Origin of the sequence: Paenibacillus tritici (assembly GCF_018207515.1) — a bacterium.
Classification (GTDB): domain Bacteria; phylum Bacillota; class Bacilli; order Paenibacillales; family Paenibacillaceae; genus Paenibacillus_AQ; species Paenibacillus_AQ tritici.
In genome coordinates this window covers 3,423,361-3,444,919 of record NZ_CP073365.1, presented here as the reverse complement: position 1 = coordinate 3,444,919, position 21,559 = coordinate 3,423,361, and the positions used below count along the sequence as shown (strand labels likewise).

General features: G+C 43.9%; 37 protein-coding genes. 9 read left to right on the top strand and 28 right to left on the bottom strand.

Annotation, left to right across the window (positions count from 1 at the left end):
* Nucleotides 1-10 precede the first annotated feature (10 nt).
* Entirely contained in the window at nucleotides 11-679 is a 669-nt protein-coding gene (locus tag KDC22_RS14690; RefSeq protein WP_211723588.1) for a hypothetical protein, read from the top strand.
* A 260-nt stretch (nucleotides 680-939) separates the two neighbouring features.
* On the opposite strand, the gene KDC22_RS14685 is transcribed toward KDC22_RS14690, so the two are convergent.
* From KDC22_RS14685 to KDC22_RS14625, 14 genes are all read right to left on the bottom strand, one after another.
* Complete coding sequence (locus KDC22_RS14685; RefSeq protein WP_211723587.1) at nucleotides 940-1,416, bottom strand: hypothetical protein; 477 nt, start codon at nucleotides 1,414-1,416, stop codon at nucleotides 940-942.
* 85 nt (nucleotides 1,417-1,501) lie between these two features.
* The gene (locus KDC22_RS14680) at nucleotides 1,502-2,251 is read right to left on the bottom strand and encodes an amino acid ABC transporter ATP-binding protein (protein WP_173126579.1); all 750 of its coding nucleotides are present in this window, start codon (nucleotides 2,249-2,251) and stop codon (nucleotides 1,502-1,504) included.
* Nucleotides 2,252-2,263: 12 nt separating this feature from the next.
* On the bottom strand, nucleotides 2,264-2,932 hold the full coding sequence (locus KDC22_RS14675; RefSeq protein WP_211724044.1) for an amino acid ABC transporter permease: 669 nt from the start codon (nucleotides 2,930-2,932) through the stop codon (nucleotides 2,264-2,266).
* Entirely contained in the window at nucleotides 2,932-3,768 is an 837-nt protein-coding gene (locus tag KDC22_RS14670) for an amino acid ABC transporter substrate-binding protein (RefSeq protein WP_211723586.1), read from the bottom strand. The genes KDC22_RS14675 and KDC22_RS14670 overlap by 1 nt, the downstream gene beginning before the upstream one ends.
* Before the next feature lie 283 nt (nucleotides 3,769-4,051).
* Nucleotides 4,052-4,444 carry an MFS transporter gene (locus KDC22_RS14665; RefSeq protein WP_211723585.1) on the bottom strand — a complete coding sequence of 131 codons (393 nt, stop codon included), beginning with the start codon at nucleotides 4,442-4,444 and terminating at the stop codon, nucleotides 4,052-4,054.
* Nucleotides 4,445-4,634: 190 nt separating this feature from the next.
* A complete protein-coding gene (locus KDC22_RS14660) occupies nucleotides 4,635-4,913 on the bottom strand; it encodes a helix-turn-helix domain-containing protein (RefSeq protein WP_211723584.1) in 279 nt (92 codons plus the stop codon).
* A gap of 71 nt (nucleotides 4,914-4,984) precedes the next feature.
* The gene (locus tag KDC22_RS14655; protein WP_211723583.1) at nucleotides 4,985-5,398 is read right to left on the bottom strand and encodes a LytTR family DNA-binding domain-containing protein; all 414 of its coding nucleotides are present in this window, start codon (nucleotides 5,396-5,398) and stop codon (nucleotides 4,985-4,987) included.
* A gap of 569 nt (nucleotides 5,399-5,967) precedes the next feature.
* A complete protein-coding gene (locus KDC22_RS14650; protein WP_211723582.1) occupies nucleotides 5,968-6,360 on the bottom strand; it encodes a LytTR family transcriptional regulator DNA-binding domain-containing protein in 393 nt (130 codons plus the stop codon).
* 9 nt (nucleotides 6,361-6,369) lie between these two features.
* Complete coding sequence (locus tag KDC22_RS14645; RefSeq protein ID WP_211723581.1) at nucleotides 6,370-6,495, bottom strand: AgrD family cyclic lactone autoinducer peptide; 126 nt, start codon at nucleotides 6,493-6,495, stop codon at nucleotides 6,370-6,372.
* A gap of 4 nt (nucleotides 6,496-6,499) precedes the next feature.
* Complete coding sequence (locus tag KDC22_RS14640) at nucleotides 6,500-7,015, bottom strand: accessory gene regulator ArgB-like protein (protein WP_211723580.1); 516 nt, start codon at nucleotides 7,013-7,015, stop codon at nucleotides 6,500-6,502.
* The gene (locus KDC22_RS14635; protein WP_211723579.1) at nucleotides 7,008-7,766 is read right to left on the bottom strand and encodes a hypothetical protein; all 759 of its coding nucleotides are present in this window, start codon (nucleotides 7,764-7,766) and stop codon (nucleotides 7,008-7,010) included. Before KDC22_RS14635 ends, KDC22_RS14640 begins: the two co-directional genes overlap by 8 nt.
* Nucleotides 7,741-7,965, bottom strand: a complete 225-nt coding sequence (locus tag KDC22_RS34050) for a DUF7667 family protein (RefSeq protein ID WP_425517036.1) — start codon at nucleotides 7,963-7,965, stop codon at nucleotides 7,741-7,743. Before KDC22_RS34050 ends, KDC22_RS14635 begins: the two co-directional genes overlap by 26 nt.
* Nucleotides 7,966-8,125: 160 nt before the next feature.
* Entirely contained in the window at nucleotides 8,126-8,293 is a 168-nt protein-coding gene (locus KDC22_RS14630) for a hypothetical protein (RefSeq protein ID WP_211723578.1), read from the bottom strand.
* A 41-nt stretch (nucleotides 8,294-8,334) separates the two neighbouring features.
* Entirely contained in the window at nucleotides 8,335-8,640 is a 306-nt protein-coding gene (locus KDC22_RS14625) for a hypothetical protein (RefSeq protein ID WP_211723577.1), read from the bottom strand.
* A gap of 155 nt (nucleotides 8,641-8,795) precedes the next feature.
* On the opposite strand from KDC22_RS14625, the gene KDC22_RS14620 reads away from it, so the two are divergent.
* The 3 genes from KDC22_RS14620 to KDC22_RS14610 all read left to right on the top strand — a co-directional run bounded on the left by KDC22_RS14620 (nucleotide 8,796) and on the right by KDC22_RS14610 (nucleotide 10,383).
* On the top strand, nucleotides 8,796-9,011 hold the full coding sequence (locus tag KDC22_RS14620) for a helix-turn-helix domain-containing protein (protein ID WP_211723576.1): 216 nt from the start codon (nucleotides 8,796-8,798) through the stop codon (nucleotides 9,009-9,011).
* A gap of 86 nt (nucleotides 9,012-9,097) precedes the next feature.
* Nucleotides 9,098-10,171 (top strand): MBL fold metallo-hydrolase, encoded by a 1,074-nt coding sequence (locus KDC22_RS14615; protein ID WP_211723575.1) that lies wholly within the window; start codon nucleotides 9,098-9,100, stop codon nucleotides 10,169-10,171.
* Nucleotides 10,168-10,383: a DUF3006 domain-containing protein gene (locus tag KDC22_RS14610; RefSeq protein ID WP_211723574.1), complete on the top strand. Its 216-nt coding sequence runs from the start codon at nucleotides 10,168-10,170 to the stop codon at nucleotides 10,381-10,383. Before KDC22_RS14615 ends, KDC22_RS14610 begins: the two co-directional genes overlap by 4 nt.
* Nucleotides 10,384-10,402: 19 nt before the next feature.
* On the opposite strand, the gene KDC22_RS14605 is transcribed toward KDC22_RS14610, so the two are convergent.
* Genes KDC22_RS14605 through KDC22_RS14595 form a run of 3 tightly spaced genes read right to left on the bottom strand, consistent with a single transcriptional unit; the run spans nucleotide 10,403 to nucleotide 11,389 of the window.
* On the bottom strand, nucleotides 10,403-10,888 hold the full coding sequence (locus tag KDC22_RS14605) for a YhjD family protein (protein ID WP_211723573.1): 486 nt from the start codon (nucleotides 10,886-10,888) through the stop codon (nucleotides 10,403-10,405).
* A gap of 11 nt (nucleotides 10,889-10,899) precedes the next feature.
* Nucleotides 10,900-11,199 (bottom strand): LexA family transcriptional regulator, encoded by a 300-nt coding sequence (locus tag KDC22_RS14600; RefSeq protein WP_211723572.1) that lies wholly within the window; start codon nucleotides 11,197-11,199, stop codon nucleotides 10,900-10,902.
* A complete protein-coding gene (locus tag KDC22_RS14595; protein ID WP_211723571.1) occupies nucleotides 11,192-11,389 on the bottom strand; it encodes a hypothetical protein in 198 nt (65 codons plus the stop codon). The genes KDC22_RS14600 and KDC22_RS14595 overlap by 8 nt, the downstream gene beginning before the upstream one ends.
* 157 nt (nucleotides 11,390-11,546) lie before the next feature.
* Between KDC22_RS14595 and KDC22_RS14590 the strand changes: the two genes are divergently transcribed.
* From KDC22_RS14590 to KDC22_RS14580, 3 genes are all read left to right on the top strand, one after another.
* On the top strand, nucleotides 11,547-12,410 hold the full coding sequence (locus tag KDC22_RS14590) for an ATP-dependent DNA ligase (RefSeq protein WP_211723570.1): 864 nt from the start codon (nucleotides 11,547-11,549) through the stop codon (nucleotides 12,408-12,410).
* A 36-nt stretch (nucleotides 12,411-12,446) separates the two neighbouring features.
* Nucleotides 12,447-13,118 (top strand): SOS response-associated peptidase, encoded by a 672-nt coding sequence (locus KDC22_RS14585; RefSeq protein WP_211723569.1) that lies wholly within the window; start codon nucleotides 12,447-12,449, stop codon nucleotides 13,116-13,118.
* 164 nt (nucleotides 13,119-13,282) lie between these two features.
* Nucleotides 13,283-14,011: a hypothetical protein gene (locus KDC22_RS14580; protein ID WP_211723568.1), complete on the top strand. Its 729-nt coding sequence runs from the start codon at nucleotides 13,283-13,285 to the stop codon at nucleotides 14,009-14,011.
* A 37-nt stretch (nucleotides 14,012-14,048) separates the two neighbouring features.
* Here the strand turns inward: KDC22_RS14580 and KDC22_RS14575 are convergent, their stop codons facing one another.
* Nucleotides 14,049-14,267, bottom strand: coding sequence for a hypothetical protein (locus KDC22_RS14575; protein ID WP_211723567.1), 219 nt, complete (start codon nucleotides 14,265-14,267; stop codon nucleotides 14,049-14,051).
* 4 nt (nucleotides 14,268-14,271) lie between these two features.
* On the bottom strand, nucleotides 14,272-14,898 hold the full coding sequence (locus tag KDC22_RS14570; RefSeq protein WP_425517061.1) for a restriction endonuclease: 627 nt from the start codon (nucleotides 14,896-14,898) through the stop codon (nucleotides 14,272-14,274).
* Between the two features lie 157 nt (nucleotides 14,899-15,055).
* Here KDC22_RS14570 and KDC22_RS14565 point away from each other — a divergent pair, with 157 nt between their 5' ends.
* Nucleotides 15,056-15,298 (top strand): hypothetical protein, encoded by a 243-nt coding sequence (locus KDC22_RS14565; RefSeq protein ID WP_211723566.1) that lies wholly within the window; start codon nucleotides 15,056-15,058, stop codon nucleotides 15,296-15,298.
* 51 nt (nucleotides 15,299-15,349) lie between these two features.
* Here KDC22_RS14565 and KDC22_RS14560 read toward each other — a convergent pair whose 3' ends face one another.
* From KDC22_RS14560 to KDC22_RS14530, 7 genes are all read right to left on the bottom strand, one after another.
* Entirely contained in the window at nucleotides 15,350-16,054 is a 705-nt protein-coding gene (locus KDC22_RS14560; RefSeq protein ID WP_211723565.1) for an acetylglutamate semialdehyde dehydrogenase, read from the bottom strand.
* Nucleotides 16,055-16,314: 260 nt separating this feature from the next.
* Nucleotides 16,315-17,472 (bottom strand): hypothetical protein, encoded by a 1,158-nt coding sequence (locus KDC22_RS14555; protein WP_211723564.1) that lies wholly within the window; start codon nucleotides 17,470-17,472, stop codon nucleotides 16,315-16,317.
* A gap of 123 nt (nucleotides 17,473-17,595) precedes the next feature.
* Entirely contained in the window at nucleotides 17,596-17,802 is a 207-nt protein-coding gene (locus KDC22_RS14550) for a hypothetical protein (protein ID WP_211723563.1), read from the bottom strand.
* A complete protein-coding gene (locus KDC22_RS14545) occupies nucleotides 17,802-18,626 on the bottom strand; it encodes a M15 family metallopeptidase (RefSeq protein WP_246553575.1) in 825 nt (274 codons plus the stop codon). Before KDC22_RS14545 ends, KDC22_RS14550 begins: the two co-directional genes overlap by 1 nt.
* Nucleotides 18,627-18,645: 19 nt before the next feature.
* Entirely contained in the window at nucleotides 18,646-19,080 is a 435-nt protein-coding gene (locus tag KDC22_RS14540; RefSeq protein WP_211723561.1) for a phage holin family protein, read from the bottom strand.
* Nucleotides 19,081-19,196: 116 nt separating this feature from the next.
* Complete coding sequence (locus KDC22_RS14535; protein ID WP_211723560.1) at nucleotides 19,197-19,406, bottom strand: hypothetical protein; 210 nt, start codon at nucleotides 19,404-19,406, stop codon at nucleotides 19,197-19,199.
* A 105-nt stretch (nucleotides 19,407-19,511) separates the two neighbouring features.
* Entirely contained in the window at nucleotides 19,512-19,901 is a 390-nt protein-coding gene (locus KDC22_RS14530) for a hypothetical protein (protein ID WP_211723559.1), read from the bottom strand.
* 328 nt (nucleotides 19,902-20,229) lie between these two features.
* Here KDC22_RS14530 and KDC22_RS14525 point away from each other — a divergent pair, with 328 nt between their 5' ends.
* Nucleotides 20,230-20,535 (top strand): hypothetical protein, encoded by a 306-nt coding sequence (locus tag KDC22_RS14525; RefSeq protein ID WP_211723558.1) that lies wholly within the window; start codon nucleotides 20,230-20,232, stop codon nucleotides 20,533-20,535.
* 80 nt (nucleotides 20,536-20,615) lie between these two features.
* On the opposite strand, the gene KDC22_RS14520 is transcribed toward KDC22_RS14525, so the two are convergent.
* A complete protein-coding gene (locus tag KDC22_RS14520; protein ID WP_211723557.1) occupies nucleotides 20,616-20,936 on the bottom strand; it encodes a hypothetical protein in 321 nt (106 codons plus the stop codon).
* Between the two features lie 43 nt (nucleotides 20,937-20,979).
* On the bottom strand, nucleotides 20,980-21,540 hold the full coding sequence (locus KDC22_RS14515; protein WP_211723556.1) for a hypothetical protein: 561 nt from the start codon (nucleotides 21,538-21,540) through the stop codon (nucleotides 20,980-20,982).
* Nucleotides 21,541-21,559: the final 19 nt, after the last annotated feature.

Sequence of the window (21,559 nt, the reverse complement as noted above, 5' to 3'; positions counted from 1 at the left end):
GATTTTGACGATGATGAAAAATAAGTATGTAAACGGGATGAACGAAATGCACGCAGACGATGCTTTTATTGCTCTTAAACAATCCATCATCCGCAGAGTCAGCCTGAATTCCGGTGCTTCTCCAACCCCATTCTGGAGTCTTCGCAGGAGGTTCACGGTCATCGCAAGTTCTTGCATGATAATACTCTTACTAGCCATTGGAGGACCGCTTCTTGACCGCAACGGGGATCAGGCGAATCCTTCGATCCTGTATAAAGGGTTCACAGTTACCGCCTATGCTGGAGAGGGAGTTCCATTAGTGGTGCAACCGGATGTTGAATTCCCGCTCGGCCGATACTCTGTATTCATGAGCAGTGTACCGGGCTTCCCCATAAACATTGTTGCTGATGGTGCTGACACCATTGACTTACAAGCCTCGGAGGGAGAACTGATAATGTGGAATCCGGCCGATTCCAAGGTGATCCCGAAGGGACAGCAAGCAACCGTTAAGTCAGGTGACACCATCTATTGGTCTCCATTGGCAGACGACTCTTCACCATCAGCAGCCGCTGAGAGCATTCTGGAAATCACCGCCTACCGGGAGAGCCGTAGATTAGGCAGTACGATGATCCAGATTCAATCGCAGGATCACATCATATACACCGGACTAATGCTGGAAAGGACAAACTCAATTGAGTAGATGAATGATGAATGATGTAAAAGTTTATGGGGTCCTTGCAGCTTTTTAAGGCAATCTCTTCATCCGCCTTTTCCTCTGGTGGTATCAGGTGCACTTATGCTCCTTAGTCGATCATTTGGGTGGCGTCGGGTGGATTCAGGTGCAGTAATGCTCTTCATTCGCTCATTTGGGTAGCGTCCGGTGAATTCAGGTGCACTTATGCTCTTCATTCGCTCATTTGGCCCGTGTATGGTGGAATCAGGTGCACTAATACCCCTTATTTACCCAACTAGCCCGTGTCCGATGAATTCAGGTGCACTTATTCCAGCCGATTCAGAGGGACTTTTCCCTTTCCTTTCAGCCTCTGGCCCAATTCCAGCCGATTCAGAGGGACTTTTCCCTTTCATTTCCACCTCTAACTCACTTCCAGCCGATTCAGAGGGACTTTTCCCTTTCATTTCCGCGTCTAGCCCACTTCCAACCGAATCAGAGGGATTTATCCCTTTCATTTCCGCGTCTAGCCCACTTCCAACCGAATCAGAGGGAATTATCCCTTTCATTTCAGCGTCTAGCCCACTTCCAACCGAATCAGAGGGATTTATCCCTTTCATTCCCACCTCTAGCTCACTCCCATCCGATTCAGAGGGACTTTTCCCTTTCATTCCCACCTCTAGCTCACTTCCAGCCGATTCAGAGGGATTTATCCCTTTCATTCCCACCTCTGGCCTATATACCACTCTTCCGGTGACTTCCGACACACTTGAACAGACACACGTGAACAGACAAAAGGCAGACCCGGATTCCCCTCCCGTCTGCCTTTCTTCGTTACTAACCGTATTCGTATCACTCTTCCCCGCTCAGCCGGTTCAGGAATTGCAGTGCCCGCGGATTCTTCGTCTGCTCCAGCACCTGCTGCGGGGTTCCTTGCTCCAGGATGACTCCGTTGTCCATCAGGATGATCCGGTCGGCCACATCGGCCGCGAATTTCATCTCATGGGTGACGATGACCATCGTCATCCCCTCGCGGGCCAGCTGCTTGATGACCTTCAGCACCTCGCCGACCAGCTCCGGATCGAGCGCCGAGGTCGGCTCATCGAACAGCAGCACCTCCGGCTCGACCGCCATCGCCCGGGCAATAGCCACCCGCTGCTGCTGGCCGCCGGATAGCTGATGCGGATAGACTTCTGCCTTATCCGCCAGGCCTACCTTGTCCAGCAGGGCCAGCGCCTTGCTTCGCGCTTCCTCCTTGGAACGCTTCTGAACCGTGACCTGTCCCTCCATGACATTGCCGATAGCCGTCATATGAGGGAACAGATTGTAAGACTGGAAGACCATCCCTGTCTGCTGGCGCAGTGACAGTACAGTACGCTGTGGAATTTTGGCGCCTGGAGTGAAATCCAGCTTAATCGTGTTGAGTGCCAGACTGCCCTTGTCGGGAATCTCCAGCAGGTTGAAGCAGCGCAGCAGGGTGGTTTTGCCGGAGCCGGAAGGCCCGATAATCACCATCACCTGGCCGTGTTCGACGGTGAGATCAACGCCCTTTAGAACCTCCAGAGGGCCGAAGGACTTATGTAAATCGCGTATTTCAATCATGTGTGTGCCTCCTTAACTGGCCGAATACCGGTCCAGCCGCTTCTCCAGGTAATTCTGCAGCGCCGACAATACGGAGCAGAACAGCAGATAGAACAGCGCCGCTTCGCAGTACAGCAACAGCGGTTCATACGTTGTCGCTACAATTTGCTGCGCTTTTCTGAAAATCTCGACATAAGTTATACTTGCCGCAAGTGAGGTATCCTTCACCAGACTGATAAATGAGTTCGATAACGGCGGAACCGATACACGGGCAGCTTGAGGCAATATCACCCGGCGCAAGGCCTGCTTACGGCTCATCCCTACAGAGAACGCCGCTTCCCACTGGCCCTTGTGTATAGACAGAATGGCCGCCCGGACAATCTCCGAGGAATAGGCCCCGACACTGAGCGTGAACCCGATGACCGCCGCGATGAACGGATCAAGCACAATCCCTGCTGCGGGCAGTCCATAGAAAATAATAAACAGCTGTACCAAGAGCGGCGTTCCACGGATCACCCAGACATAGAACCGGGCAATGAGCCGCGGAATCCGCCAGGAGGATAGACGGGCAAGTGCCGTAATCACAGCCAGCAGCAGGCCCAGGATAAAGGATACCAGTGCAAGCGGAAGGGTAAAAGCCACCCCGGCTTTGAACAGGGGCAGCAGTGAATCGAGAAATATTTGTATTTGGCGGTCATCCATCATTTCGATACGTCAGCGCCGAAGTATTTCTCGGAAATCTTGAGGTACGTTCCGTCGCTCTTCATGGCAGCCAGCGCTTCGTTCACCGCCTGCACAAGCTCGTCATTCCCCTTCAGGAATACGGCTGCGCTGTGTGAGCCTTCGGCAATCTCATCCACCTGCTTGATCTTGACATCCGGCTTCTGCTTCTTCAGATCGAGGAAAGACAGGCCGTCATTGACAGTGGCATCAATCCGTCCGGAGAGCAACAGATCAATGGCCTGGTTGAAGCCTTCGGTAGATACAATCTCGGCACCGTTGTCGGTAGCAATCTTACCTAGGTTGCTGGTTAGAGACTGTCCGGCTTTTTTGCCCTTCAGGTCAGCAAAGGTCTTGATATCCTCATTATCCTCCGGGACGATCAACACAGCCTTGGATACGATATACGGGTCGGAGAAATCATATTTCACTTTGCGCTCATCGGTAATGGATACTTCGTTGAAGATCACATCGAACCGCTTGGCATCCATGCCGGCAAAAATCCCATCCCACTGCGTCTCAATGAACTCCGGCTTCACGCCCAGGCGCTTGGTGACTTCCTCGGCAATTTCGACGTCGAAGCCCGTCAGCTTGCCGTCCGCATCATGATACGTGAACGGTGCGTAGGTTCCTTCTGTTCCGATCCGCAGCTTGCCGCTGGCTTTGACCGCTTCCAGACTATTCTGCCCCGCAGGAGCCGTAGTCGGTTCCCCAGCAGCGTTGCCGCCTGTTGCCGGGGAATTGGCATTATTGTTTCCGCAAGCTGCAGCCATGACCATGGTCAGGAGCAGCACAATAGTTAGACTGATTTTTTTCATTCGATGAATCCCCTCTCGTCTCTTCTTTTCAGGTCCGTAATGACCGGCAAAATGAATAGTAACACCGCGGCATAACCTGCGTCAATACTTTTTTCCGATTATATCCATCGGATTTATATTGTATTGGATTTTTATAGTATAGCTTGCCCCAATTTCTGTTTCTGCATGAGGATTGCCTGAAGAGTTTCCGCTGGCTAAAAGCAGAGCAGCGACCCTCCATCAATGGAGAATCGCTGCTCTATTCTGTCAGGTATATCCAATCATCGCTCTTAGCTGAGCCTAACTATCCGTGCATGATTTCCGGCACCGCTTGTTCCTTGGTAGGCTCACCTTCTGATTTGCGGCCTCTGCGCAGCAGCAGTCCGAGCACGGCACCGCCAAGCGCAACAAACATCATGATATGGAACGTGTCGGCGAAGCCCTGGGACAACACCGTCTGCTTCGCCAGCAGCAAGGCCTCCTGTGAGGCTCCGGCGGCACTCTGCCCGGCGGCAGCTGCCGCTTCCTGCATCTCTGTCCCGCGTGCCGTTGTTCTCGCAGTCAGAATGGTAACCAGTGTCGATACTGCGAGCGAGGTAATGACCTGCTGCATAGAGTTGGTGAGTGAGGTTACCCGGTTCACCAGATTGCTTGGCGCCTTGTTGAGCAGATGTGTATTCATCGGCATCATCATCATTCAAAGCTTTAAGTATCAGTAACATTCAACAACCCTTCCAGCCTTTTATTACCACGTTTTTACTCTATCTAGTATGTATCAATAACATCAATAAAAAACCCCTAAATCGTATGACATTATTACTCCTTGTGGGGAAAGTTGTGGGGAAATAAAGCAAAAGACTTGAGTTGCCAGCTCAAGTCTTTTTTCATTATTTCCATATAACATCATCTAAGTTAACATCATAAAAATACATGAGTGAGGTTGCTGCAGTTAGACCTACCAAGGATGGATCATTTTCAAAAGCATTGAGTTGATCCGGCTTAATCCCCGTGTTTTTTGAAACTGCATTAACTGATAGCCCCTTGCGTTCTCTTAGTTCTCTTAGCTTTATTTTTAAACCCACCTTATTCCCTCTCTCTATGTATGATGTTCTTTCGTTATTTAGAGCAGCATACAAATAAATACAATTGTCAATAGTTTTCTGCACGTTGAAACCAACTATCTTTTAACTCAATATGTGTTACATTAAAAATGTATTTTTTTAAGAAAGCGATTCATTTAAGGGCTTGTCGGCCATGACAGGCCCCTAAACAATTTCAAACCTTTATTATTCACCTCTGGAACACTGGAGTTTTTTTCCTGGAACAATTTATACCCAGCGCTAGACATGGTACAACTCTTTTTCTCTCTGTTAATATTCATATCAAAATACGCTAACTTAAAATCTTCATCTATTGATGTTATCTTATCTACGTTAGCCAAGACTCCTCGATCCACCCTCATAAAATTCAGACCAGCCTTTTCAAACGCAGCCTCCCAAAATCTCAAAGGTCCAACGGCGACATATTGTTTTCCTTCAGTATGAACAGCAATTGATAGTCGATTGTCAAATTGCATGAATAGAATATCATCAACATTTAGCTGCTGGATTCCGTCTCCTTCTTCGCTTTCTGTAACTGTTATCAATATCACCCGTCAACCCTCCAGTTCTTTTCTGCTCTCCTGTTTTAGTGCCATCCATTTCAGTTCGTGTTATAATTCTTTTAAATTCACCTTCTTCATCAAATTTTAATAATTGGAGGATTTATGGCACTCAGCTTAGGGGAGTGCTTGTTACGTGACCTCAGGTTATCCAGAGGGTTAACTCAAGAGCAACTGTCCTTTGAGTTAAAGGAAAACCATGATATATCAGCTTCCCATACTTTGATATCTCTTATTGAAAGAGGGGTCAAGCAACCAGGCCCTCTATTAAGTAGGGGGATCTGTCTTGTATTGGGATGTGTTGAAGCTGAACTTTATGAGTACCCTCGAACGTAACAAGATGGAGTAGATTACTACTCCCCGCCAGTATGCGTGCAATAAAGGAGTTTCAAGAGTATATGTCAAGAAAATTTCCCCCGCTCTATTTAATTCAATAATACACCTTCCATAGATTTCATGTACATCCATATTCGTCAGACGAAATATTTTCGCTTTACTCTCAAACCGACATAATTCTACATTTTCTCCTATTTACTTTTCTGAGAACACAAAAAAGAGCGCTATAAGCGCTCTATAATAAAATCAACATTTGTTTCAAGCAGCCTAAGCTCTCTTATTACGGATGGGCTTCTCTTTTCTGACATCATACACCTTAACTGCTTACCGTTTTGATAATGATCAAAGTAGACGACTCTCAGAATTGGATCTACTGAAATAACTTTGTCCAAATTTATCGATGTCCCTCTATCGGACTGGATAAAGTTTTTGCCAGAATTAATAAAAGCATTTGTCCAATAAGTCAAGGTTCCACCTGTATAGAAAGCACCCTCAGTAGTTGTCATTAGAATTTTATTATATCTACGGGAATACTCAAACATCATAATATCGTCAAGCGTTATTGTATGGAGACCTGTATCCCCTTCTGGATCTTTTGTTACTGTGAAGTAGGTCATGTAAACCTCCTATTTTTTCAATAGTTCCTTAGGTACAGAGCCACCATAGACGTACCAGATGCTTGCCGGAGAAACAAAACCTACTGCAAGTACACTTAGCGCGGTAGCCGCCATGTTATATATCCCTCTTTTCATATAATCACCTCCTCAATTTAATTAAAGTCAATGTTTGCACAAAAAATGCCGATGCTATTATGGGTGAAAGTATGAAGAAATTAGTACTTATAATAATTATTGAGATCACTTTTAATAATGGATAATATTTTTTAGGTATCCTTGATTGATTTTCTATTCCGGACGGGGCGTAAATTATAGCTAGTAAAAGACTGATTATGCCCAGTACAACTATCGTAGATTCGCTAAAGTTAGAATAAGAAATGGCCGTCATCAGTACTGTTGTAAATAGCACACACCCCATACCTGTCTTTAAGTGAAACCCACCCGACATTTGTCTAAGTATAGGGAACGCGATCAATGCAACAATAGCCTCAAAGACCCTATCTGTAATAACAGAAATGAGAAGTGTAAATAACAAAATCATTGCTGCATTAATTAAAATTGATAAGGAAAACTCCATAACTTCCATTGAAGCATGATGATCTGGAGCTTCTTTTTTTATTTTTCTTGCAATTAGGCGTGCGAGATGTTCAATCACTCTCTTTTTCCTTTCTAGTTGCATAGAATAAGAAGAATAATACCGCTATTGATATAAAAATCACATCAAGGAATGAATTATTTCTACTTAATAAAAATGCAGATGATAACAAAGTTGCAATAATCATTAAATACACAATCACTATTTCGCTTTTGAATTTTAACTTTTCAAATTCAAAATCAAATCCGCCTCCAAAATAGTTATATATCTTTAAAATCGCCATTCCAATAACCCCGCTTAAAACTTGTAAAAGGTATCCCCTCACAGGACTGACGCGTATTTCCTCAACAGTCAACAAGCCAAACGATAAATTCACAATCCCAACTTGTATTAAAACCATTATGAAGTACCCAGTTATTGAAATGATTATTGACCAAACTATTGGCACTCTCACAACCGTCTTTAACAATAATGTAAACAAAAAGATATTGATTAACGGTACGAATGGCGGAAGCGAGAACTCCTCTCTTAATACAAAACTTTGTAAATCCATTAATAAGATTGTGAATAACGCTTCCCAGATAAACTCAATGGGTTTTAGCCTATAAATTGACATCATCACATAGTAAACAGCGAACGTTTCAATTGTTGAAAAAACAATAAAGAGAATTGGCTCCCACGACAAAACACAACACCGCCTGCCATAAATTTCATTCAATAGGTTAATTATATAAAGTCCCACCCACTTCGTATACAACTTATTTACTACGGCAGGCGGTAGTTTTTCAGTGCTTCTTTGAGACCTTTCCATTAAGCTGTAACTCCTCGATCTGCGCGCATATTTCATGTTGTAATTCTGCATCATTAGTCTCTGAAGCAATAACAGAAAAGTGCATAAGTCTTGCCCAATCCCAGCAGTACAATACATTAGCTTGTTGGCAGATCTCCATTTCAAGTTGCTCGGAATTCTTGAGTGGCCGCTTCTGCTGGATAGTCCATAATTCAGCCATTCGTTCATGTGCATATAGCATCCATATCACTCCTATACATGGTGAGGGGCGCGCGCTGCCCTCGTATGGCGGTATCCGCGACCATCCCGGCGAATACACTCCGGTAGGTTTCGACCAGCTCCGCATCCGGTCCAGGGCGCCGCAGCGCTCATCAGGCGGGTTAATCAAAGGATCTCTCGTAGAGTCTCTTTGCCTCCTCGACAGTTTTAAAGTCGAATTCATGATAGACAGCACCGGTTACCTCTTTAATCCGCTCATCACTCCAGCCCTTACGCTCCAGCGCGGCCCGGATGTATCCCAGGCAGGCATTATTACTCCATTGTTCCATAACTTCATTTCCTCCTTTAGAGGGGCCGTAGCCCCGTGTTGTTATTGGGTAGGTGTTTTCCGCTTAAATATCTCAGTGAGTAACTTGTTACCCTTTGGATTAGGTATAATCAGTTTTACAGCCTCAGCAATATCGAGGATTTCGTCTCGATTCATTGGTGTACCTCTCCACTCCCCGTCTCCGCGATCGTTCTCCTCCTCCCATTCCAGTGACTCCCCGCGTAACCGCATCTTGTTATTGTCAGTTCTTTCAATCCAGATATTCCAATCGTCCCCAGACCATTCCATTCGATCCGCTTCGATACTACTCGGTAACTGCTCCAATTTGTAAATTGTCTTTTTCGCCATATCCCGTATCCCTCCCGCGTATGCCCGCCGGCAGAATATTGATTCGTTAAACATATCATCTGATACGTTTAATATATCATGAGTTGTTTAACGCGTCAACACTTTGTTGACATGTTTTACGTATCAGTTTATATTTGTTGTGGGAGGGTTGTCCTGTGCGATTAAAGTCAAATGCAAAGAACCTAATTGACGCTAAAGGTGTTTCTGTTCGCCAGGTGGCTAGAGATATTGATTACCGCCTTGGGGCCGTTCAAGACCTTTACAACGACACAATGGAAAGATATCCGCGAGAACTTCTTTCTCGAATAACCACTTACTTAGAATGTAGTATTTCTGACCTGCTAATAAACGAAGAAACCCCGCCAGTATAATCACTGACGGGGTATTTTTTATTATCATATAGTAAAATTTACCTCCATCTGATAGACTATTTCCAGAATGATTATGGGGGGGATTTATGTTGAAAAAAAGCTGTTTTTCGTGGTTACTAGCACTAATTCTGATTTTTGTTCCTGTCTTGGCCGAGGCACATCCAGGAAGAACAGACGCAAACGGCGGGCATTATTGCCGCACCAATTGTGCTAAATGGGGGCTTGAAAATGGGGAGTACCATTATCACAATGGTGGAGGGTCAAAGCCTGCACCAGCAGCTACTAAAAAACCCGCTGTAAGGCCAACTACCAAGCCTACAGCCAAACCTACAAGCAAACCGGCGGCCACACCGGCTCCCGCTGCTCTCGCATTACCCAAGAAACAAGCTGCGGGCACACTGCAGGTCTACTATTTTGACGTTGGGCAAGGTGACTCCACGCTGATCCGTACCCCAAGTAATCAATATGTATTGATTGACGGGGGCAACAACGGCCAGGGTGCCAATGTTGTAAAATATCTTAAAGCTCTGGGTGTCACATCGCTGGATGCCATGGTTGCCACTCATCCCGATGCGGATCATATCGGCGGGCTGGACGATGTCCTGAAGGCAGTGGATGTGAAATCCGTGTATGCTCCGAAGGTTTCGCATACCACACAGACCTATAAGGATTTTCTGCTTGCTGTCAAAAATGAGGGCCGGACGATAAAGGCAGTCAGCAAAGGAGTTAAGATCCCGCTTGCGGGCGTAGATGCTACATTCCTCGCCCCGGTAAACTACTACGGGGATGATTTGAATAACTGGAGTGCAGTCCTAAAGGTCTCATACAAAAGCAAGTCCTTCCTCTTTACGGGTGACGCAGAGTTAAAATCCGAGAATGATATGCTTGCCAATGGGGTAAGCCTAAAGGCCGATGTGCTGAAGGTCGGGCACCATGGCTCCAGCAGCTCCACCAGCAAACCATTCCTTGATGCAGTTAAGCCAAGTTACGCAGTAATCAGTGTAGGCAAAAACAATTACGGGCACCCCACTTCCGGCGTATTATCCAGACTAAAAAGTGCGAACGCCTCTGTTTTACGTACTGACCAAAAGGGTACAATTACCGCTATAAGTGATGGTGCCAAGATCACATTCACATCAACCAAGGGGGCGGGCAAGTGAGGAAAGGAATTATAGATCGCTTTGAAGGGGATTTTGCTGTCGTTGAATTTAACGGGGAAACAGAGGATATTCTTAGATCAGAGTTGCCAGCTGAAGCGAAGATAGGAGACACTCTGATTTTTGAAGAAGATAGTGTAACGATTGATAAGGCTGATACAACAAAGAGAAAGAATGAAATTCAAAATTTAATGGACGAAGTATTTGAAGAATAGCAATAAGCCCCGGGACTTTTTACCGGGGCTTTATTTGTTCTCGCAAAGATTCTGCCAGCTCCGCTGTATATCTCGTGAGCCGCAGGCTGATCTCTGTCCTCATGACATCCCGAGTAAGCCCGAATCGATCCTGGTAGCCCCGGCAGAACACCTTGTGATGGATAACAAAGTCGTCTTGCTCATCAGGGATAAACCTTATGTTCCGCCGCTTGAGCTCCTTCTGCAGCCGGTAGGTATCCTGCATAATGCGCTGCTGGATCGCCTCCCCGGCCATCTGATAAGCCCGCTTAAGGATGCTGCCGGAGTGATCCAACTCCCGCAGGCTTTTGGCGACCATCGTATCTATATGAGGTAACAAGATTAAATCCCTTATCATGGTCCGCTCCTCAGCAGTGAGCATCTTATTGCTGCCGCCCGCCACCCGCTCCGCTTGCTCATACGCCTGAACATGCTCCGTCATAAGCATTTTGGTCTTCCACCGCTCATTCCCATCTAGCTTACTCATAATACATCCCCTTAATGGTACAGCCAGTAATCAGCATTACCGCCACGCCTGCCGCCCTGTGTGCCATCCTGCGGCCCCGAATCTAATTGTACGTTGCGCTCCCACATCTCAATGACAATGGCTGTCTCAATGGGCTTGCCTGTCTCCCACTCTATATAACGTTCAGAGGCCAGTATTTTAAATCCCTTGATAATCTCCGCAGGTCGCCGCCCGCTTAATCTCCCCAGCTCCCGGATCGTGGGCATCCTCTTAAAATGATACTTAAACTGGACGATGATCCGCAGCAGCTTGCGTGGGGTGTCGTCAAGCATGCTGCCGCTCCGGTACCGGACGCCACGACAGAATATTGGCGGCCAGGAAAACACGGGGCTGGCCGGTGCTCAAACAGGTGGCCCGGACCCGGCCATCCCGAATCCCGCGCACCTCAATCTTCCGCTGTGTAATCTTTCCCGCTTTGTCCAGATAGATCATTTCTATAGTTTGGCCGATGCTCATCTTCATGATTGATCGCCTCCGATTCAATAAGAACGTTTGTTTGTATTATAACCGGGCAGGAGATTTTTAAGCAATGGAAATATAGAACAAATGTTCCTTGCTTCCAACACTTACCTGACCATATGCACCACACTGCCCCTTATAATTAGGTAGAGGTGAAACTATGTTTATAAGTCCTATGCTGCTGCAAACGGCTTCCGGGCCATTTTCGCACAGTGATTATATATATGAACCAAAGATAGACGGTCATCGGCTGATATTCTCCCAGCAGGCCGGCAAGGTCCGGCTATACACCCGGCATGATAATGACTGCACCCCGCAGTACCCCGAGCTACAGCTACCGTTCGCTGACGATATTATCCTGGACGGCGAGGTCGCCTGCGTAGATCCGGCAACCGGCGTATCAGATTTCGAGGCTGTCATGAGCCGCTTCCAATCTCGGCGGGCAGACAAAATACAGCAGCTTATAGCCACCCTGCCAGCCTATTACGCCATTTTCGATATATTGCACTATAAGAGCCAGGACCTGCGCGGGCTGCCGCTCCTGCGCCGTAAGGAGATATTGGCAGGCTTATCCCTCCCTTCGCCCAGCTATGGCGTAGTCCCGCACATAGAAGGTGCAGGTGAGGCCCTGTTTGAACAAATAGAAGCCCGAGGTATGGAGGGCGTTGTCGCCAAGCGCAAGAGCAGCACATATGAGACCGGCCGCAGGTCAAATGCTTGGCAAAAGATAATTAACTGGACGTATGCGGAAGTGTATATCACAGGTTATCGTAAACAGGAATTTGGCTGGTTAGCTGCTGTGCCGTCCGGTACGTCTGGTAAGCTGCGTCCGGCGGGGATAATTGAGTTCGGGGCTTCGCCGCTCCACAAGCAAGCATTCCGGGGCGTAACTGGTCAACTGGTGACCGGGGAGGATAAGGAGTTTATACACCTGGAGCCACGTTTGCGGGCAAAGGTGCGCATGAGAAACTGGACCAAGTCTGGCATGCTGCGCACTCCCGTGTTTGAAGAATTCATTATTTGATTATTATAGTGACATCCCTATTTGGAGGTGGATAATATGTGTGGACGATTTACCATCACAGTCACACTCGAAGAGTTGATTTCACATTATCTTATAGATGACAACAAAATTGCTGTGTTGAAGCCGAATTACAATGTCGCACCTATGCATAACATCCCGGCTGTGATCGCCATTGATGAAGGTAAACGTCTTGGGGAGCTTCGCTGGGGGCTTGTGCCTTTCTGGGCCAAAGATGATAAGATCGGCAGTAAGATGATCAACGCCCGTGCAGAGACAGTCGCTGAGAAGCCCGCCTTTAAACGGCTGCTTAAATCCAAGCGTTGCATTATACCATCAGACGGATTTTACGAGTGGAAAAAAGACGGGGCCAACAAGCAGCCATATCGGATTCTCATGAATGATGGCGGTATTTTCTCTTTTGCAGGTCTATACGACACCTGGGAAGATCCCGAAGGAAAGAAACTGAGCACCTGCACTATCATTACCACAACCCCAAATAGTCTGATGGCTGATATACATGACCGTATGCCTGTGATCCTCCGGCTGGAAGACGAGGCTGATTGGCTGGGGAGAGATAATGACGATGTCGAATCCTTATTAAAGCTTCTGAAGCCATATGATGCTTCAATGATGAGGGCTTATAAGGTCCCTTCAACTGTAGGCAACGTACGGAATAACACTAAGGAATTACTTGAAGATATCGGATAAGAAACAACCCCGGAAAATCTGCCGGGGTTGTTTCTTTTTCTAATGGGATCAAAAAAAATACTACTGTTCGCTCACTTTATTGAAGATATAGACATATATGTTTAGACAACCCTTGTTAGGTTTTGTAATATTTTATTCTATAATACATATGAGGGGTGTAATAATTGAGAAAGTTAAAATTGTTGTTAGTGTTAGTGTTAATGTTTGCGGTTTTGCCTATGCAGGAGGCTTTTGCTAATTCTGATGGTTTGTTACGAGGTAAATTAATGAATCTTGGAGCAGATAAGTCAAGTGTTTCACTGTCATTGGATAACTTTACGGATGGAAGAGATGACTATGGTGCTTCCGTAGGTGCGAGTGGTTCAAACACAGATACTCTATGGTATGAGTTTTCTACACCTGTAGAAATATCATCATACCAATTATCAGCATACCAAGTAAGCACTAAAAAAAATGTTGGATACCGTTTAGAATTACTTGATTCAACAGGGAGTTTACTTTGGAGTAACGAAAACGCAATTGCTACTGGTGTAAAAACTGACATCGCTAGATTTACAAATGTTAAAAAGTTAGTTTATACAAATACGAGCGCTGAACCAAACTCAGTTTTTGAAATTGAGGTTTTCGGTGGTTCCACACCTACAACTCCAGAACAACCAACTGGTGATAGAGCTATACTTGTAATAACTTTAGTTACCGGGACAGAAAAAGAATATGATCTTCCAATGTCCGAAGTAAGTGCATTTATTGATTGGTACGACAGCTCAAATGGAATAGTAAAATATGGTATCAATAAGCATAACAACAACAAAGGTCCCTTCAACAAACGAACTGAATACGTAATCCATGATAAGATCCTAACCTTTGAAGTAAGTGAGTACACAGCTCACTAAACGAAAACAAACCCGTCAGGCACACATGCCCGGCGGGTTATTTTATGTATGCTCTAAATTCAAACCGATCTCGTCTGAACCATTTACCAGCAATCTTAACCATGCCCGGATGATACCCTTCTAGTATTCCACCATAATCATGGATTTTCCCTTCTGGGTAATCATTGTATTGGTGCCAGACGGATACTCTCGTTTGTGACATAGCTGCAATCATGAAGTCTGTATCGCTCTCCAAGACTTTGTATGCAGTATTCATATTTTCACTTCACCTGCTGCTCAGCTAAGATTCGCTTCTCAGCTTTATAGTCCTTTTTGATTACTTTATCCCCATTCATGTAGTTATCCCAGGAATCAAAAATCATATGTGCATCTGCTTCTATGATATCCTTCACCTTCTCGATCTGTCCCGCCTTAAATAAATCCATAATTGCAATAAGATCATTTCTATTATGTAGTTTTACACCGTTATACCCAGCAAGTTCTTCGCATGCAACAGTATATTGATTTGATGCGATCACCATAGACTTCTTGGCTCGGTAATACCTCATTGAGCTATAGACCTCTTGTACAGCACCTAATCCCACAGGATATGAATAACGTTTTGCTTGAACTACATTTCGATACCCGTCTCGATCAGTAAAAACTAAATCAGTTCCGAAATCTCTACTTCTTGGAGTCTTATAAGCGTCTTTATATCCCAAGGCTAAAAATAACCGATATAGGTATTCCTCAAACTCCGATCCGTCTTCCATACGGTCTACATCCTGAATTGTAATTTTGAGTGGATCAATAACTTCATTATGTGAGTACTGTGGTTTCTTCTTAGACAAAATAAAAAACACAATACCGGCAACAATGATTACGATAAGTATTGCTGCATTAAAAATCCCAAGCAATTTTAATCCCCCTAAATATCAATTTAACGACATTGAAATCTCCTTCCAATATAAATCATTTGGAACATTATGTATATGTGGGTAAGGAAAATTTTCCTTATCTATTAAAGTGGCTGTATAATAATCAGAAAAGCTCCGGGGTGTAATAATGGATAAACAGCTTAAACAAAGCATTAAGACTGCTGCCGTAAAACGGGAAATGATTGTTGTATGGCTTTATAAAGGAGAGAAGATAAAGGGCATTGCAGAGGTCTCAGCAGATCCTGATCGAGTAAAGATCAATACCATCGAAGGTCCGGTCTGGGTGCCATATGTGGATGTGGAGGATATTTCACGAGTAATTAGGCTGCGGGTTGAAGGTGAAGAGAACGAAGAATTAACCAAACGTTAATCAGTTAAAATTTTCGCCCCCACAAATTATTAGTGGGGGCGCTGAATTTGTTTATTCGTTATTGTTATTTTCTAAAAGCGCTGGATGTTTTTTTTCTAAGAATTTCTCGAAATTGGTTTGAAATCTGAGTCCCTTCATTTTTGCTTCAATTATTTCTAATAAACTCTCACCTTCTTTGATTTTCTCAAAATCTTTATAGTTGATGTCTATTATGTAACTTCTCTCTTCGAGCTTTTCTTTAAGTAAAAATAACTTTCTGGTTAATCCTGTGGCATCGTTCCAGTTAGCTCCAGTAAGTCCGTGGTATGAAAAGAGTATTCCTATGCGAGACTTATTCGATTCGAGCAGTGTATAAAATTTACCAACCCATGTCACATCAATTTTCTTGTTATAATTTTTACACTCAGAAAGAAAAATATCGCCAGGAAGTTTAATAAAATGTCTCAGTTTTTCACCTTTATAATTTAATTCAAGTAATTGATCAATCTCGTTAGTGGTGTTTCTAATATTTTCGTAAACACTAAATATACTGGACTTATCAAAAAGAAAAGATACTAAGTCTTCTAAAGCCTTGCCTGTTTCTTTGGTTGTGTTACTTTTTTTAATTCCCTTATGCAGGTCATCCAATCTTGTCAATAGAGTTTTATATTGTAACATATCCTTGTCGTCTAATCTGGTGATTTCTCTATATATCTTTTCTTCTTCCTCTAACTGACTAAGAAAATATTCCTTTGCAGACAAACCAACACTACTCATCTACAATCACCTTATAAATAACAATGCAATCTTCAATAGGGTCCAGAGGATTTTCGCATTGTTCGCATTCCACATATTCAGGCATATTATTAATCGTATCATAGCTAATACCTGTGAATTTCCTACATTCCTTACAATACACCTCGTAATGAGGTCTAATGACGCCCAACTCTTTTATCACTTCGAGCACCTCATAAATCTCTTTCATAGAAATATCAAGGTGTCTAATTAAGGCCCCCGGGTAAATGTAGTCGCCTTTTTTATACTGCTGGAATATCGGAAGGAACGCTTTCATCTTGCTCTGATTCAGCTTCTTCTTTTCTGTCAAGTTCATCTCTATTTTCAATAATGTATTGGGTGACATAATCCATCTTCTCCATATCAGATTTGCGACCATAATATTGTAATATGGTAAAAGTATCATCATCCGCCCCAAATATAAATTTAACCTTGGTTTTGTCACTTTTCCATAGCAAAGTCACCCATGGAAGATTAGATAGTGTTTCAGCTTCAGTGATAAACCTTTCAATTATAACCTTTATTTCAGGGCTTTTAGAAAACAATTCTTCGTGCATTATCATTAGCTCTTTTAACTCACCAAGCAGTGGCAATACATAATTTTGGTTAATTCCATTTTCCAAAACTGCTTTACCACCGTTTTTAAAAGCCATTGATTGAGCATCTACCACAACCTCAGAGCTCTTTGTTCTTTTAATATGCTCTATGATTGGCGGGAAATTTATTATTCTAATGTTGGTCTGAAGATTTTTAGTAAACCAACTCACGACTACTGCAATTTGCGATTCATAAAAAAGATCTCCGGTACGGAAAATACTCCTCGTACTATCAAGCCGCACTTCTAGTGTACCCCTTATTTTTGAGTAAATAACAATAACAGGATACTTTATTTGCTTTCTTTCATCTGATCCCGGATTATAACCAGTAAGAGTCTTGCTAAACTTAAACATTATTGTATTCCCTACCGAGTACATTGTCGGTTTAACCATGCCAACATTAGTTGTAGTATTATCATTATCAAATTTAGAATCAAAAAAATCATATACTTCGCCATCTTCAATCAATTTTCCCAGCAAAGAATCATCGACTTTATCAACATAAAAAATTGCCGAGTACTTATAAGGCTTGAAATACTCGTTTTTTTCAATGAATTTTACAGCAGCCTCTTCACTTTCAATTGCTTGTGATATTCTATCTGTTGTTTCCTCAACCTCTGATAAATCAAGGAGGTTTTTTCCATTATTTTTTCTCCTTTTTCTAAGAGAAAGGACATCGCTCTTCTCCATACTCCGCAACAGGTTATCCTGCATGTATTTAGGATAACTTTCTAAAATAGTTTCTGTGAGTAATTTCTTATACGAATACTCTTCTTCGATTAAATCGGGAGTTTTTTCTGTCATATAAACCACCTGTGTTATTATTTTAGTTCTTACTTCCTAGAATAATAACACAGATTGAAAATTTGGAAATACTTTCTTTTCAAATTATTGGTGAAAACCAATCTATAATTTAGAGTTCAAATTTTATTCATTTTTCTCATTTTTAACATCCGTGTATGCTTCAGCTAACATATATACAATACATGCACCCACAGCAGTAATAATTCCAGTAATCTTGACCGCTGTATCATCCGAAGCCCCTATGGCCCCCAGAATTGATGTAGCCAGCGCGGCGACAAGCGCCCAGAACTTCCGGCTGGACAGTTTTGCTTTCCAATCTACTTTGTTCATTATTTTGCCCCCTTCTGGATTCCCGCCAAGCCCAATCGGTGCAGGATAGTGATCAGCCGCGCCTCTGTGTATGTGGCCTTATCTGGTGTATCAATGACAGGCTTACCGTTAATTGCTGACGGAGTGTTTGAAAAAGCCATCAGCGCATCCTTGGCCCACGCTGGCGGGTTGGTGTTGGTCAGCTCCAGCAATAAGGCGCTCATCTCTTTGATATCCCCGGCCTGCTGAAGCGCCTGGTCTTTCAGCACATCCTTGCTCTTGATCAGTCCGGCCACCGCCTCCGCCAGTTCCTTCACCTGTGATTCCAGTTCCTCAATCTTCTTCATATCCTCCGCTGCCTCCCCTTGTAATTTATCGATTCTGGCATATGCTGCATCCATCTGTACGCCTGTTGGCTTCCGGCCTGCCCGCAGATCAGCAAGCGATAGCCCGAAGGTCATTTGCAGATGTGGGTAGTCTTTGAAGCTCGTCCAGTCGCCGCCCGACTCGAACCCCAGCGCTTTAGCTTCCTGAATTACCTCTGCCCAATCGGTTTCACCGTCCTTGTCCCCGTCACGGTTCATATCCCAGGATACGTCCCTGCCATTAGGCAGCAGCAGAGCAAAGTCAACCGCCAGCCCGTAATTGTGATAGCTATGACCGCCACGGGCATTAGTGACAATCTGCCCGGGCTTGGTCCGGCCCTGCGCGTAAAGAGCGTCTTGCTCCGCAATGGTCCGCAGTCCCTGCGTGATGAGGATGGGCACACCCCGGGCATAGCAGCGCTCAATCAGCGCCACCGTGCCCGCCACCAGGACCGGGTGCAGTCCAGACAGCCGTGGCATTGACTTGAGTTTTACCTGATCAAGCGTCAGCATCTTCCTTCTCCCCTTTCTTTGATCCTCCGGACTTACTTTCCAGCACCGCCACAGCATCCCGTAGGATCGGCGGCATAGGAACACCCATCTTTCCGGCATTTTCAATAATGCTTAATAGCTCATTCGCCAGATAAAAAAACACCACTGCGTCACGCAAGTAGTGCATATCTCCAAGTACCATATCAATGACATGTGCCACCGTGATAAACATGAAAATGGATATTTTCTTAGCCACGCCGATATAGCCCTTCATACTTCGCAACTCTCCGTTGATCCAGGCGGCAGCCCATCCGGTTACAAAATCAACAATGACTAACACAAGCAGTGCTTGTAACATAACGGTCCACCCTCCCCATAAGTAACCTACAGTTGCCCCAGCAGCTGCGGATACTGCTTTTACGATGTGAGCTTTATCATCCATACTCCCCCGACCTCTCTATGATTTCTCCCTATAAACATGTAGCCCCTAGAGCGTAAAATACAATCTGGAGGCAAAATAAAAACGCCTAAACTGGCGCTTTGAGAATTTTTGTCTTTCTACGTTGGTTCTTCAGCCGTTTCAACAGGTCCTGGATCTTCCTTCGGCTGCATCGCGGCCAGCATCTCGCCAATCGTCTGGTCTACTCTCTGCAAAATTCCGAGTTGGGCTCCAGGGTAATAACTTAAGACCTGTATGATGGTCTCAATCAATTCTTCTGCCGGTCTAGTGAGGTCAATGGACAGTTCGACTTTCTTTACAGCTACCAATGGTGTTCCTCCTTTCGGACAATAGTAAAAGCCCCTCCGGTGAATTGGAGAGGCTTCCTTATGAATTGAGCATATCATGATAGTTTTACAGTTTTACTACCGATATCACTTGGTGAGTATTTCAGCCAGCACCCTTGCGCCAAAGTCTTTGAATTGATCCCAGCCCCACTTACCCGCTTTATCGATAACGGTCTTAACTTTTTGCTCCCCGGATAACTGATTATCAATACCAATTTTCTTTTCAACGTATTCAATTCCATATGGAGTCATCATACAAAATTTCAGATTTACTCTCATGGGAACTGTATCACTACCGCCGTAAGTAATATCTGCCTCCGTGATTAGTGACTCGTTGACTAATTTAGCAACCGCCATTTTGAACACTTCATATTGCATTTCAAGGTTCAAATGTGTCACTAATGTCATGTCAGGTATGTCTTTTTGATACTCTGAGTAAATTGCTATTAACAATTTTTGTTTAGAATCTAATTCCATGTCCATTCCCCCCCTTTACGGGGTATTTCTATAAATAAAGGCTAATTCCTTTATTCTCCATACTCCCTTCGTCTTATTTTATCTAAGTGTTGGTCTCTTTGTCTGAAGTGATGATGCCTACACTCATTGTGATAGCGAATCCAGAGCATATGATAAGCCTTCCAAATTGCTTCAAACATTGGAATGAGCCTCCTACAAACGAAATAAAGGCCCCTCCATAGGAGAGACCTTCTTAGTTATAGGATATAGTTGTTTATATACTGTAGTACTACGGTTTATTGTCTGAATATGATATAATTCCCACATTACCAACTAGGAGGATATCTAATTGGGTTACTTTATCGTTTCCGCCGTGGTCATTACACTTATTTCATGGGCATATTTAAATACTAAAAGTAATCAAAATGAGGAATTGGCCAACACCAGAGAAGAAAATAAAAGGAGTTATCATGATTCCTTAGGTCAACTCTCATCTGATTCCAATAATGTTCAGTTGCGAGTTGATGCTTTAGAAAAAGGACGAAAATACTATGCCAGTTTACGTCCTGATGGCATCGCAACCATTACAGATGAAGCATCTATAACGAATGATTTGAATGCACATTCTGGAAATAGTAATAAAATTAACGATTGAAAACATAAAAATAGACCGCTACCCTTAGATGGATGGCGGTCTGTTTTTTTATTGGAGCGTTTTTCAAATATTACTACAGTTTATTGTTCTTCCTGAGATTTATCATATTCATCCAGCACTTCTTCCGAATAATTAATCCCACTCTGCATTCTTTGTGTTTCGGCTTGCTTCTGTTTTGTTCTTTCTTCGATTCTTTTGGTATCTGCTTTTATCGCCCTAACTTCAGGTGACTCGTAATTAAACATAATTACTAAACCTATTACCCCTGCGATAAACAATCCTCCAAAGATGTATGGAGGCCAATAAATCTTCTTCCTACGTTGTTCTGATTTATTAAGTTGAGATTCTGCTCGTTCAATTTGTTCTTGCACCATCAGGGCTTTAATATCCTCTTTATTCATAGGCCACACCACCTATCATCACTCTATTTTTCGGAGTGGTTCATTAAGGCTTCATTTCATCGATCTGCTTTTGTAAATTTTCGATCTCTGTTTCGGTCTTGGTAATCAACTGTTCGATCCTCGTAATTTCCTCTTGAGCTTTTGTGATGTTCACTTTAATTCCATCAGCATATCCAGGAATCGGCGTTTCTTTCGCATTATCTGCTGTAAGCGAATCTTGATACATTTTTAAGGCTGATTGCGCTGCGGTCAGCATAATCTTGTTGCTCGAAACCGTGCCTCGTAATTTTGCTTGCTCATTAGCAAGTTTTAAAGCTTCTGGTCCAAGAACATAATCCCCAGCTTCATTCACTGTTATATCTGTCATTGTTATCTTCTTCCCTTCTACCGTGAGGCTTATGCCAGCTGCATCAGAAATCACACGAACGGGGGCATACGCTTTGCCGTCAATAATAACAGCCTCTCCAAGCGCTTTACCATTCTTCTCAATGGTGTATAAACCTTGAACTTTTTCACCTACTAATTTGCTTATAGACTCAGCGAAAACGGACGTTCCTGCCAATAATAATAATCCAACTAAAACCCCAGATACGATTTTTTTCAATCGAAACACTCTCCAGTCT

Excerpts from the sequence above, each read along its gene's own strand:
- KDC22_RS14690 (WP_211723588.1), top strand. The coding sequence starts at position 11 with ATGATGAAAAATAAGTATGTAAACGGGATGAACGAAATGCACGCAGAC.
- KDC22_RS14680 (WP_173126579.1), bottom strand. The coding sequence starts at position 2,251 with ATGATTGAAATACGCGATTTACATAAGTCCTTCGGCCCTCTGGAGGTT.
- KDC22_RS14675 (WP_211724044.1), bottom strand. The coding sequence starts at position 2,932 with ATGGATGACCGCCAAATACAAATATTTCTCGATTCACTGCTGCCCCTG.
- KDC22_RS14670 (WP_211723586.1), bottom strand. The coding sequence starts at position 3,768 with ATGAAAAAAATCAGTCTAACTATTGTGCTGCTCCTGACCATGGTCATG.
- KDC22_RS14665 (WP_211723585.1), bottom strand. The coding sequence starts at position 4,444 with ATGATGATGATGCCGATGAATACACATCTGCTCAACAAGGCGCCAAGC.
- KDC22_RS14650 (WP_211723582.1), bottom strand. The coding sequence starts at position 6,360 with ATGACCTACTTCACAGTAACAAAAGATCCAGAAGGGGATACAGGTCTC.
- KDC22_RS14645 (WP_211723581.1), bottom strand. The coding sequence starts at position 6,495 with ATGAAAAGAGGGATATATAACATGGCGGCTACCGCGCTAAGTGTACTT.
- KDC22_RS14635 (WP_211723579.1), bottom strand. The coding sequence starts at position 7,766 with ATGGAAAGGTCTCAAAGAAGCACTGAAAAACTACCGCCTGCCGTAGTA.
- KDC22_RS34050 (WP_425517036.1), bottom strand. The coding sequence starts at position 7,965 with ATGGCTGAATTATGGACTATCCAGCAGAAGCGGCCACTCAAGAATTCC.
- KDC22_RS14630 (WP_211723578.1), bottom strand. The coding sequence starts at position 8,293 with ATGGAACAATGGAGTAATAATGCCTGCCTGGGATACATCCGGGCCGCG.
- KDC22_RS14625 (WP_211723577.1), bottom strand. The coding sequence starts at position 8,640 with ATGGCGAAAAAGACAATTTACAAATTGGAGCAGTTACCGAGTAGTATC.
- KDC22_RS14615 (WP_211723575.1), top strand. The coding sequence starts at position 9,098 with ATGTTGAAAAAAAGCTGTTTTTCGTGGTTACTAGCACTAATTCTGATT.
- KDC22_RS14605 (WP_211723573.1), bottom strand. The coding sequence starts at position 10,888 with ATGAGTAAGCTAGATGGGAATGAGCGGTGGAAGACCAAAATGCTTATG.
- KDC22_RS14600 (WP_211723572.1), bottom strand. The coding sequence starts at position 11,199 with ATGCTTGACGACACCCCACGCAAGCTGCTGCGGATCATCGTCCAGTTT.
- KDC22_RS14595 (WP_211723571.1), bottom strand. The coding sequence starts at position 11,389 with ATGAAGATGAGCATCGGCCAAACTATAGAAATGATCTATCTGGACAAA.
- KDC22_RS14590 (WP_211723570.1), top strand. The coding sequence starts at position 11,547 with ATGTTTATAAGTCCTATGCTGCTGCAAACGGCTTCCGGGCCATTTTCG.
- KDC22_RS14585 (WP_211723569.1), top strand. The coding sequence starts at position 12,447 with ATGTGTGGACGATTTACCATCACAGTCACACTCGAAGAGTTGATTTCA.
- KDC22_RS14575 (WP_211723567.1), bottom strand. The coding sequence starts at position 14,267 with ATGAATACTGCATACAAAGTCTTGGAGAGCGATACAGACTTCATGATT.
- KDC22_RS14565 (WP_211723566.1), top strand. The coding sequence starts at position 15,056 with ATGGATAAACAGCTTAAACAAAGCATTAAGACTGCTGCCGTAAAACGG.
- KDC22_RS14560 (WP_211723565.1), bottom strand. The coding sequence starts at position 16,054 with ATGAGTAGTGTTGGTTTGTCTGCAAAGGAATATTTTCTTAGTCAGTTA.
- KDC22_RS14555 (WP_211723564.1), bottom strand. The coding sequence starts at position 17,472 with ATGACAGAAAAAACTCCCGATTTAATCGAAGAAGAGTATTCGTATAAG.
- KDC22_RS14550 (WP_211723563.1), bottom strand. The coding sequence starts at position 17,802 with ATGAACAAAGTAGATTGGAAAGCAAAACTGTCCAGCCGGAAGTTCTGG.
- KDC22_RS14545 (WP_246553575.1), bottom strand. The coding sequence starts at position 18,626 with ATGCCACGGCTGTCTGGACTGCACCCGGTCCTGGTGGCGGGCACGGTG.
- KDC22_RS14540 (WP_211723561.1), bottom strand. The coding sequence starts at position 19,080 with ATGGATGATAAAGCTCACATCGTAAAAGCAGTATCCGCAGCTGCTGGG.
- KDC22_RS14530 (WP_211723559.1), bottom strand. The coding sequence starts at position 19,901 with ATGGAATTAGATTCTAAACAAAAATTGTTAATAGCAATTTACTCAGAG.
- KDC22_RS14520 (WP_211723557.1), bottom strand. The coding sequence starts at position 20,936 with ATGAATAAAGAGGATATTAAAGCCCTGATGGTGCAAGAACAAATTGAA.